General features: G+C 51.5%; 11 protein-coding genes. 7 read left to right on the forward strand and 4 right to left on the reverse strand.

Annotated features, from left to right (window positions below):
* Window positions 1-150 precede the first annotated feature (150 nt).
* The gene (ffh, locus tag J4728_RS22710) at window positions 151-1,512 is read right to left on the reverse strand and encodes a signal recognition particle protein (RefSeq protein WP_000460052.1); all 1,362 of its coding nucleotides are present in this window, start codon (window positions 1,510-1,512) and stop codon (window positions 151-153) included.
* A gap of 165 nt (window positions 1,513-1,677) precedes the next feature.
* Between ffh and J4728_RS22715 the strand changes: the two genes are divergently transcribed.
* The 3 genes from J4728_RS22715 to J4728_RS22725 all read left to right on the forward strand — a co-directional run bounded on the left by J4728_RS22715 (window position 1,678) and on the right by J4728_RS22725 (window position 4,488).
* Entirely contained in the window at window positions 1,678-2,469 is a 792-nt protein-coding gene (locus tag J4728_RS22715) for an inner membrane protein YpjD (RefSeq protein ID WP_001537507.1), read from the forward strand.
* 19 nt (window positions 2,470-2,488) lie between these two features.
* Window positions 2,489-3,775, forward strand: coding sequence for an HlyC/CorC family transporter (locus J4728_RS22720; RefSeq protein ID WP_127172650.1), 1,287 nt, complete (start codon window positions 2,489-2,491; stop codon window positions 3,773-3,775).
* 119 nt (window positions 3,776-3,894) lie between these two features.
* Window positions 3,895-4,488 carry a cytoplasmic protein gene (locus J4728_RS22725; protein WP_208212462.1) on the forward strand — a complete coding sequence of 198 codons (594 nt, stop codon included), beginning with the start codon at window positions 3,895-3,897 and terminating at the stop codon, window positions 4,486-4,488.
* Window positions 4,489-4,522: 34 nt separating this feature from the next.
* Here the strand turns inward: J4728_RS22725 and grpE are convergent, their stop codons facing one another.
* Window positions 4,523-5,113 (reverse strand): nucleotide exchange factor GrpE, encoded by a 591-nt coding sequence (gene grpE / locus J4728_RS22730; RefSeq protein WP_001518875.1) that lies wholly within the window; start codon window positions 5,111-5,113, stop codon window positions 4,523-4,525.
* A 123-nt stretch (window positions 5,114-5,236) separates the two neighbouring features.
* Here grpE and nadK point away from each other — a divergent pair, with 123 nt between their 5' ends.
* From nadK to bamE, 3 genes are all read left to right on the forward strand, one after another.
* Window positions 5,237-6,115 carry an NAD(+) kinase gene (nadK, locus tag J4728_RS22735; protein ID WP_001525081.1) on the forward strand — a complete coding sequence of 293 codons (879 nt, stop codon included), beginning with the start codon at window positions 5,237-5,239 and terminating at the stop codon, window positions 6,113-6,115.
* An 85-nt stretch (window positions 6,116-6,200) separates the two neighbouring features.
* The gene (gene recN / locus J4728_RS22740) at window positions 6,201-7,862 is read left to right on the forward strand and encodes a DNA repair protein RecN (protein ID WP_000880965.1); all 1,662 of its coding nucleotides are present in this window, start codon (window positions 6,201-6,203) and stop codon (window positions 7,860-7,862) included.
* A gap of 148 nt (window positions 7,863-8,010) precedes the next feature.
* Window positions 8,011-8,349: an outer membrane protein assembly factor BamE gene (bamE, locus tag J4728_RS22745; protein WP_001203445.1), complete on the forward strand. Its 339-nt coding sequence runs from the start codon at window positions 8,011-8,013 to the stop codon at window positions 8,347-8,349.
* Window positions 8,350-8,514: 165 nt separating this feature from the next.
* Here bamE and J4728_RS22750 read toward each other — a convergent pair whose 3' ends face one another.
* Together J4728_RS22750 and J4728_RS22755 are read right to left on the reverse strand one after the other, a co-directional pair.
* Complete coding sequence (locus tag J4728_RS22750; RefSeq protein WP_001112990.1) at window positions 8,515-8,805, reverse strand: RnfH family protein; 291 nt, start codon at window positions 8,803-8,805, stop codon at window positions 8,515-8,517.
* A complete protein-coding gene (locus J4728_RS22755) occupies window positions 8,795-9,232 on the reverse strand; it encodes a type II toxin-antitoxin system RatA family toxin (protein ID WP_001537508.1) in 438 nt (145 codons plus the stop codon). The genes J4728_RS22750 and J4728_RS22755 overlap by 11 nt, the downstream gene beginning before the upstream one ends.
* 188 nt (window positions 9,233-9,420) lie before the next feature.
* On the opposite strand from J4728_RS22755, the gene smpB reads away from it, so the two are divergent.
* Window positions 9,421-9,903 (forward strand): SsrA-binding protein SmpB, encoded by a 483-nt coding sequence (smpB, locus tag J4728_RS22760; RefSeq protein WP_001518569.1) that lies wholly within the window; start codon window positions 9,421-9,423, stop codon window positions 9,901-9,903.
* The last annotated feature ends 89 nt before the right edge of the window (window positions 9,904-9,992 follow it).

Genomic DNA, 9,992 nt, shown 5'->3' on the forward strand with positions numbered 1-9,992 from the left:
ATCAACAGTTAATAACTCTGCTGTAGAAGGCCGTCGGCGGCGCAGCGAGTTCGGTACCGGCGTGCGCGCAGCCACCGCAGAGTACACGCAGTACGTGAGGATGGCGAGCACACCCCGGTGCCGAAATAGCAAGTGAGCCAGGCCGGGAAATTAGCGACCCGGGAAGCCTGGCGGCATCATCCCCTTCATACTCCGCATCATCTTCGCCATCCCGCCCTTCTTCATCTTCTTCATCATGCGCTGCATGTCGTCGAACTGTTTCAGAAGGCGGTTAACGTCCTGCACCTGCATCCCACAGCCCTGCGCGATACGACGCTTGCGGGAACCTTTGATGATTTCCGGCTTCGCGCGCTCTTTCAGCGTCATCGAATTGATGATCGCTTCCATACGCACCAGCACCTTGTCATCCATCTGCGATTTAACGTTGTCCGGAATCTGCCCCATGCCCGGTAATTTGCCCATCAGACTGGCCATACCGCCCATGTTTTTCATCTGTTTGAGCTGTTCCAGGAAGTCGTTCAGGTCGAAACCGTCGCCTTTCTTCAGTTTGGTCGCCAGCTTCTCAGCCTGTGCGCGGTCAACTTTGCTTTCGATATCTTCGATAAGAGACAGTACGTCGCCCATGCCGAGAATACGCGAGGCGATACGATCCGGATGGAACGGCTCCAGCGCGTCGGTTTTCTCGCCGACACCGAGGAATTTAATCGGCTTGCCGGTGATATGACGAATAGAGAGCGCCGCACCGCCACGCGCATCACCATCAACTTTGGTCAGCACCACGCCGGTCAGCGGCAACGCTTCGTTAAAGGCTTTTGCGGTATTCGCCGCATCCTGACCGGTCATCGCATCGACGACAAACAGCGTTTCTACTGGCTTGATAGAAGCGTGGACCTGTTTGATTTCGTCCATCATCGCTTCGTCAACGTGCAGACGACCGGCGGTATCCACCAGCAGCACGTCGTAGAATTTGAGCTTCGCTTCTTTCAGCGCGGCGTTGACGATATCAACCGGTTTCTGGCCGACATCAGACGGGAAGAAATCCACGCCAACCTGCTCAGCCAGCGTTTCGAGCTGTTTGATCGCCGCCGGGCGATAGACGTCGGCAGAGACGACCAGCACTTTCTTCTTGTGCTTCTCGCGCAAGAATTTCCCCAGCTTACCGACGCTGGTGGTTTTACCCGCCCCCTGCAGACCCGCCATCAATACTACGGCTGGCGGCTGCGCAGCTAAATTCAGCGTCTGGTTCTCTTCGCCCATCGCCGCAACCAGTTCGCTACGGACAATCTTGACGAACTCCTGCCCTGGGGTCAGGCTCTTGTTAACTTCATGACCAACCGCTTTCTCTTTTACGCGATTGATGAACTCACGCACTACCGGCAGCGCAACGTCAGCCTCCAGCAGCGCCATGCGCACTTCGCGCAGCGTCTCTTTAACGTTGTCTTCAGTAAGGCGCCCACGGCCACTGATATTGCGCAGCGTGCGCGACAAACGATCGGTTAAATTATCAAACATTGTCTCTCGCCTGGGGTGGAAACGGTTGGTCGCCGCAGCGACACAGTTACAGAATTTCGCCACAGTATACCATGAAGCCGTCTTTGTTGTTATGCAACGGTTGGAGCTGCGGTCACGTAACGCTATACTGCTTCTCTTTCTCACTGGTCAACTGTCGACACAACTATGCCCGTTTTTGCTTTACTTGCCCTTGTCGCCTACTCCTTCAGCCTCGCGCTGATCGTTCCCGGACTGTTGCAAAAAAACAGCGGCTGGCGGCGTATGGCTATTCTTTCTGCGGTCATCGCGCTGGTGTGCCATGCTGTCGCGCTGGAATCGCGTATTCTGCCCGGCGGCGACAGTGGACAAAACCTGAGCCTGCTGAATGTCGGTTCGCTGGTCAGCCTGATGATCTGCACGGTGATGACCATTGTCGCGTCGCGTAATCGCGGCTGGCTACTTCTGCCCATTGTCTATGCTTTTGCGCTGATTAACCTGGCCTTCGCCACGTTTATGCCTAATGAATATATTACGCATCTGGAAGCGACCCCAGGCATGATGGTGCACATCGGTCTGTCGCTTTTCTCTTACGCGACGCTGATAATCGCCGCGCTGTATGCGCTACAGCTGGCGTGGATCGACTATCAGTTGAAGAACAAAAAGCTGGCGTTTAGTAATGAAATGCCGCCATTGATGAGCATTGAGCGCAAAATGTTTCATATTACGCAGATTGGCGTCGTACTGCTGACCCTTACTCTGTGTACCGGCCTGTTTTACATGCATAACCTGTTCAGTACTGAAAATATTGATAAAGCCGTGCTCTCTATTGTGGCATGGTTTGTCTATATCGTTCTGCTGTGGGGGCATTACCATGAGGGCTGGCGGGGTCGGCGGGTCGTGTGGTTTAACGTCGCAGGCGCGGGTATTCTGACGCTGGCCTATTTTGGTAGCCGCATATTACAGCAATTTGTAAGCTAAGCTTTTAAAGGAGTTTCCCCTGGAACACATCTCCACCACCACGCTGATTATCATATTAATCATCATGGTGGTCATCTCGGCCTATTTTTCCGGTTCCGAAACTGGAATGATGACGCTAAACCGTTACCGTTTACGCCATATGGCGAAGCAAGGTAATCGCTCGGCAAAACGGGTAGAAAAATTACTGCGTAAACCCGACCGACTGATAAGCCTGGTGCTGATCGGCAATAACCTGGTCAACATTCTTGCCTCGGCGCTCGGCACGATTGTGGGTATGCGGCTTTACGGCGACGCTGGCGTGGCTATCGCCACCGGGGTACTGACGTTTGTCGTGTTAGTTTTTGCCGAAGTCCTGCCCAAGACTATCGCCGCGCTCTATCCGGAAAAAGTGGCCTATCCCAGCAGCTTCCTGCTGGCACCGTTACAGATACTGATGATGCCGCTGGTGTGGTTACTTAACACCATCACCCGCCTGCTGATGCGTCTGATGGGAATTAAAACGGACATCGTGGTCAGCGGGTCGTTAAGCAAAGAGGAATTACGCACTATCGTGCATGAATCCCGTTCGCAAATCTCTCGCCGCAATCAGGATATGCTGCTGTCGGTTCTCGATCTGGAAAAGGTCAGCGTGGATGACATCATGGTGCCGCGTAATGAAATTATCGGAATCGATATCAATGACGACTGGAAGTCTATCGAGCGGCAGCTTACCCACTCGCCGCACGGACGCATTGTGCTCTATCGCGATTCGCTGGATGACGCCATCAGTATGCTGCGCGTGCGTGAAGCCTGGCGGTTAATGGCCGAGAAAAAAGAGTTCACCAAAGAGATGATGCTGCGCGCCGCCGATGAAATCTATTACGTCCCGGAAGGTACGCCGCTCAGTACGCAACTGATTAAATTTCAGCGCAATAAAAAGAAAGTCGGACTGGTCGTCAACGAATATGGCGATATCCAGGGGCTGGTCACCGTGGAAGATATTCTCGAAGAGATCGTTGGCGACTTCACCACATCGATGTCGCCCACACTGGCGGAAGAGGTCACGCCGCAAAACGACGGTTCGGTCATTATTGACGGTACCGCCAACGTCCGGGAAATCAATAAAGCGTTTAACTGGCACCTGCCGGAAGATGACGCGCGCACCGTCAACGGGGTGATTCTGGAGGCGCTGGAGGAAATTCCGGTTGCTGGCACGCGCGTGCGCATTGAGCAGTACGATATCGATATTCTCGATGTACAGGAAAATATGATTAAGCAGGTAAAGGTTGTACCGGTAAAGCCGCTGCGCGAGAGTGTGGCGGAGTAACACAATGGCGAACTCCGGTTCGCCTTTTTATCGCCGTCTTTTAAGATTCCATCAATTCCTGCCATTTACTTAACAATGCAATAATGTCTTTTCAGGCATTCAGAAAGGATATTGATGTTATGTCAGAAGATTATGTAATTGAATGGGATAAGAATTTTGCAGACGACCTCAACGTCGTCGCTAACGTTTTTTTATCGCACAACCCAACCTTATGGCCCACTATTTTCTCTCAACTTTCGACGCAACCTGAAATCTTTGAAGACGAATATGGGTTGCAGGACGTCCTGGATTGTAGCGGTGGCGATCTCGGAAATAACGAGCTGGCACAGGCATTTTTACAAGTTCTACGCGGCGAAGGATTTATTCACCTCGTTGACTGGAAAGGTGAAGATGAAGAAGGCGAACTGGCTAATTTTGCTGCAGATCGCTTTTATGAACTCACAAAAAACCTGACGGCCTCTGAGGAATTAAGGAGTCTTCTTGTCGAAATAACCCAAGAGGATGAAATCTCCGATGTCTGTGAAGCCGGAGACCGTTACCTTGACGAGATCTTTGAACGCATCCAGACCGAACTCAATAAGAGGGGCTTCCAGATTTTTGATCTGAATGAAGGATCTGACACCTATAATGTGGTCGTTCTGCCAATGAGCGAATATAAAAAAATAGAGGATTTCAACACGCCGTGGCTGGAAGTGCAGGATTTTTTAAGCTAAAAAAATGGCCGACTTTACATCGGCCATCAGACTTTTACTTCGCCTTCGCTACAGTCACCATCGCCGCGCGAATGGTACGACCGTTCAGCGTATAGCCTTTCTGCATAATACCCAGCACATTGCCTGCCGGAACCTCTTCCGACTCCACCATCGCAATCGCCTGATGCACGTTCGGGTCCAGCGGCACGTTGGTCTCAGCAATCACTTCCACGCCGAACTTACGCACCACATCCAGCATAGACTTCAGCGTCAGCTCAATCCCTTCGACCATTGCCGCCATATCCGGATTGGCTTTGTCTGCGACTTCCAGCGCGCGATCCAGGCTATCGATGACCGGCAGCAATTCGTTGACGAACTTCTCGAGAGCGAATTTATGCGCTTTTTCGATATCCTGTTCAGTACGACGGCGCAGGTTTTCCATTTCCGCTTTGATGCGCAACACGGTGTCGCGTTCGCGAGTCTGGGCTTCTGCAAGCTGAACTTCCAGATTCGCAATTTTTTCATCGCGCGGATCCACCTGCTCAGCAGAATCGTTTGGTTCAACTGCCTCAACCTCTTCGTGCTGATCCATGATAATTTCTTCCGGGGCTTGCCCCTCAGGCGTTTTCTGTTCTTTACTACTCATGAATTTCTCCGCGTTTTTTTTCGCATTCATCTCGCTAACTTCGCTTATTATGGGGATCAGATTCAGGGTTTCAAGGGAAGTACTCACATTGTCATCAATCTTCGCTACAAGGACCTCAGAAAAATGAATAATCATTTCAAGTGTATCGGCATTGTGGGGCATCCGCGTCATCCCACCGCACTCACGACACATGAAATGCTCTACCGTTGGCTATGCGCTCAGGGTTATGAGGTCATTGTGGAGCAACAAATCGCCCACGAATTACAGCTAAAAAATGTGCCAACCGGCACGCTGGCGGAAATTGGTCAACAGGCGGATCTGGCGGTAGTTGTGGGCGGCGACGGCAATATGCTTGGCGCAGCGCGTACGCTGGCGCGTTATGACATCAATGTGATTGGCATTAACCGCGGTAATCTTGGCTTCCTGACCGATCTCGATCCGGACAACGCCCTGCAACAATTATCTGATGTGCTGGAAGGGCGCTATATCTCCGAAAAACGTTTTCTGCTGGAAGCGCAGGTCTGCCAACAGGACCGCCAGAAGCGTATCAGCACAGCCATTAATGAAGTAGTGCTGCATCCGGGAAAAGTGGCGCATATGATCGAATTCGAGGTTTATATTGATGAAACCTTCGCTTTTTCACAGCGCTCTGATGGTCTGATCATTTCTACGCCGACCGGCTCCACCGCCTATTCGCTCTCCGCAGGCGGCCCTATTCTGACCCCTTCACTGGATGCCATCACCCTGGTGCCGATGTTCCCGCATACCTTGTCGGCGCGCCCGTTAGTCATTAACAGCAGTAGCACGATTCGTCTGCGTTTTTCGCATCGCCGTAGCGATCTGGAAATTAGCTGCGACAGCCAGATAGCGCTGCCTATTCAGGAAGGAGAAGATGTGCTGATTCGCCGCTGCGACTACCATCTCAACCTGATACATCCCAAAGACTATAGCTATTTCAATACATTAAGCACAAAACTCGGTTGGTCAAAAAAATTATTCTAATTTTACGTTAGCCTCTTTACTGTATAAAAAACCAGTTTATACTGTATTTAATTACAGTCATGGTTTTTCATACAGGAAAACAGCTATGTTGGCGCAACTGACCATCAGCAATTTTGCTATCGTTCGTGAGCTTGAGATCGATTTTCAGAGCGGAATGACCGTCATTACTGGTGAAACCGGCGCGGGTAAATCTATTGCGATTGATGCCCTGGGTCTGTGTCTGGGCGGTCGCGCTGAGGCCGATATGGTCCGTACCGGAGCGACCCGTGCCGATTTGTGTGCCCGCTTTGCGCTGAAAGACACGCCTGCGGCATTGCGCTGGCTGGAAGAAAACCAGCTTGAAGAAGGTCGCGAATGCTTACTTCGCCGCGTTATCAGCAGCGATGGCCGCTCACGGGGCTTTATTAACGGCACCGCTGTGCCCCTGTCTCAATTGCGCGAGCTCGGTCAGTTGCTGATTCAAATTCACGGCCAACATGCGCACCAGCAGCTTACCAAACCCGAACAGCAAAAATCGCTGCTGGATAGCTATGCCAACGAAGCCGCTTTAGCGCAGCAGATGGCTGCTCGCTACCAATTATGGCATCAAAGCTGCCGCGATCTCGCCCATCACCAGCAACAAAGCCAGGAACGCGCCGCGCGCGCGGAACTGCTGCAATATCAGTTAAAAGAGTTGAACGACTTTAATCCGCAGGCCGGCGAATTCGAGCAAATTGACGAAGAGTACAAACGGCTGGCCAACAGCGGGCAGTTGCTTACGACCAGCCAGAACGCTCTGGCGCTACTCGCGGACGGCGAAGACGTTAACCTGCAAAGCCAGTTATATAGCGCAAAACAACTGGTTAGCGAGCTGGTAGGTATGGACAGCAAGCTTTCCGGCATCCTAGATATGCTGGAAGAAGCCACTATCCAACTCACCGAAGCCAGCGATGAATTACGCCACTATTGCGAGCGTCTGGATTTAGACCCCAATCGCCTGTTTGAGCTTGAACAGCGCATCGCTAAACAAATTTCGCTGGCGCGAAAACATCACGTCAGCCCGGAAGCGCTGCCGCAGCTTTATCAGTCACTGCTCGAAGAACAGCAGCAGCTCGACGATCAGGCCGATTCGCTGGAAACGCTAACGCTGGCGGTTAATAAGCATCACCAACAAGCGCTGGAAACGGCGCAAGCGCTGCATCAACAGCGTCAGTTTTACGCCCAAGAGCTGGGGCAGTTGATCACTGAAAGTATGCATTTACTTTCGATGCCGCACGGTCTGTTTACTATCGACGTGAAATTTGATGAGCATCATCTGAGCAACGACGGCGCCGATCGCGTGGAGTTTAAAGTGACGACAAACCCGGGTCAGCCGCTGCAGCCTATCGCTAAAGTCGCGTCTGGCGGTGAACTGTCGCGCATTGCGCTGGCTATTCAGGTGATTACCGCGCGCAAAATGGAAACGCCGGCGCTAATTTTTGACGAGGTCGATGTTGGCATCAGCGGCCCAACCGCCGCCGTGGTCGGTAAACTCCTGCGTCAGCTTGGCGAATCCACTCAGGTGATGTGCGTCACTCACCTGCCACAGGTAGCCGGGTGCGGTCACCAGCACTTCTTTGTCAGTAAAGAAACAGACGGGGCAATGACCGAAACCCATATGCAACCTTTGGATAAACGTGCGCGTTTACAGGAACTGGCCCGCCTGTTGGGAGGAAGTGAAGTTACGCGTAATACGCTGGCAAACGCAAAAGAACTGCTGGCGGCGTAAACTTTTTTATCTCCCGAAGGTCTGAGTTCACAACAAAAACGCCGTAAGACCCGACAGCAAAAGGTTTTAAAGTGATGAAAGGTCTATTATCATCGGCATATTAATATGAGCCACGTACTGCTCAGGCCCGAAAAGGAACCCAATCACTATGCGCTGTAAAACGCTGACTGCTGCCGCAGCAGTACTCCTGATGTTGACCGCAGGCTGTTCCACTCTGGAGCGAGTGGTTTACCGACCTGACATCAATCAGGGGAACTATCTTACACCTACGGATGTCGCCAAAGTGCGTGTTGGTATGACGCAACAACAGGTTGCGTATGCTTTAGGCACGCCGATGATGACCGATCCTTTTGGTACGAACACCTGGTTTTATGTCTTCCGCCAGCAGCCAGGACATGAGAACGTGACGCAGCAGACTCTGACGCTCACCTTTAACAGCAGCGGCGTGTTAACCAATATTGATAACAAACCGGCGTTGACGAAGTAATTTTGTGATACCGCCTGATGAGGTTACGTTCATCAGGCCTGCAAACCTCTCCCCCGCCATTTGGTACGAATTTGCCTGATGGCGCTACGTTTATCTGGCTTACAGGCACGCCTGTGCTTCAGGTGTGGTACGGCTTTCACACCGTTATCCGGCAAAAGAGGCTAATTATCTGCCAGCCGATTTTTCGGCACGCTGGCGGCGTAATGCTTTTGGATCGGCGATTAAGGGACGGTAAATTTCAACCCGATCGCCATCCTGCACCGTATCGGTGAGTTTTACCGGACGACTGTAGATACCTACTTTATTTTTCGCCAGATCGATATCCGTGCGCAATTCCAGCAAGCCGGAAGCGCGAATCGCCTCTTCGACCGTCGCGCCCTCCTCCAGCGTTACGCGCTGCAAATACTGCTTTTCCGGCAGCGCATAAGCCACTTCAACCACAAGTTTATCCGGCACGGTAAACCTCTTTGGCGCGAACCGTAAACGCCTGCACCATGTTGGACGCTAACTCTTTGAATATACGACCAAACGCCAGCTCAATGAGTTTATTGGTAAACTCAAAATCAAGCTGAAACTCAATGCGGCACGCCTCGGGGCTGAGCGGGGTAAATTTCCAGCCGCCGATCAGCTTTTTAAAGGGGCCATCCACCAGATGCATCAGAATGCTCTGGTTACGCGTTAGCTGATTACGCGTCGTAAACGTCTTGCTGATACCCGCCTTCGACACGTCAACAGCCGCCGTCATCTGTGCTGGCGATGACTCCAGGACGCGACTACCAACACACCCAGGCAAAAACTGGGGATACGATTGCACGTCATTCACTAACTGATACATCTGTTCCGCACTGTAGGGGACTAAAGCAGTCCGACTAATCTGAGGCATAGCAATTCCCATCAACATAAATCGTGTAAATAATACCACTTATCAGCGAGTAAAAAAAATGCTGTCCCCAACCGTCATGCCTTAATTGTGCGTGCATAGCCCAACTCATGCTAAGATAGATTTTTGCACCTCATCAGGACGTAATGGGGTGTTTTCGATATCAGATTACCTATGAATTCACGACACTTATGACGAAGAAAAAAGCACATAAACCGGGCTCAGCCACCATCGCGCTGAATAAGCGCGCCCGGCACGAATACTTTATCGAAGAAGAGTTCGAGGCTGGTCTCGCCCTGCAAGGCTGGGAAGTAAAATCTCTGCGCGCAGGAAAAGCCAATATCGGCGACAGTTACGTTATCCTCAAAGATGGCGAGGCCTGGCTGTTTGGCGCAAACTTTACGCCGATGGCGGTCGCCTCGACACATGTCGTATGCGACCCAACCCGAACCCGCAAACTGTTGTTAAATCAGCGTGAGCTTGATTCACTGTATGGCCGTATTAATCGTGAAGGTTATACTGTCGTCGCGCTTTCTCTGTACTGGAAAAATGCCTGGTGCAAAGTGAAGATCGGCGTGGCGAAAGGTAAAAAACAACATGATAAACGTTCCGATCTTAAAGAACGTGAGTGGCAACTGGATAAAGCACGCATTATGAAAAATGCAGGCCGATAATAGACATTTTTGTGACCAGCTTCTCAGTATGAAGCTGGTCAATATTCATATCTCATGCATGCCTCGAAAATATATTCTCTGTGTCTGAC

The organism is Salmonella sp. 32070601201500089SM (assembly GCF_017573605.1).
Taxonomy (GTDB): Bacteria; Pseudomonadota; Gammaproteobacteria; order Enterobacterales; family Enterobacteriaceae; genus Salmonella; species Salmonella enterica.

Excerpts from the sequence above, each read along its gene's own strand:
- ffh (WP_000460052.1), bottom strand. The coding sequence starts at position 1,512 with ATGTTTGATAATTTAACCGATCGTTTGTCGCGCACGCTGCGCAATATC.
- J4728_RS22715 (WP_001537507.1), top strand. The coding sequence starts at position 1,678 with ATGCCCGTTTTTGCTTTACTTGCCCTTGTCGCCTACTCCTTCAGCCTC.
- J4728_RS22725 (WP_208212462.1), top strand. The coding sequence starts at position 3,895 with ATGTCAGAAGATTATGTAATTGAATGGGATAAGAATTTTGCAGACGAC.
- grpE (WP_001518875.1), bottom strand. The coding sequence starts at position 5,113 with ATGAGTAGTAAAGAACAGAAAACGCCTGAGGGGCAAGCCCCGGAAGAA.
- nadK (WP_001525081.1), top strand. The coding sequence starts at position 5,237 with ATGAATAATCATTTCAAGTGTATCGGCATTGTGGGGCATCCGCGTCAT.
- recN (WP_000880965.1), top strand. The coding sequence starts at position 6,201 with ATGTTGGCGCAACTGACCATCAGCAATTTTGCTATCGTTCGTGAGCTT.
- bamE (WP_001203445.1), top strand. The coding sequence starts at position 8,011 with ATGCGCTGTAAAACGCTGACTGCTGCCGCAGCAGTACTCCTGATGTTG.
- J4728_RS22755 (WP_001537508.1), bottom strand. The coding sequence starts at position 9,232 with ATGCCTCAGATTAGTCGGACTGCTTTAGTCCCCTACAGTGCGGAACAG.
- smpB (WP_001518569.1), top strand. The coding sequence starts at position 9,421 with ATGACGAAGAAAAAAGCACATAAACCGGGCTCAGCCACCATCGCGCTG.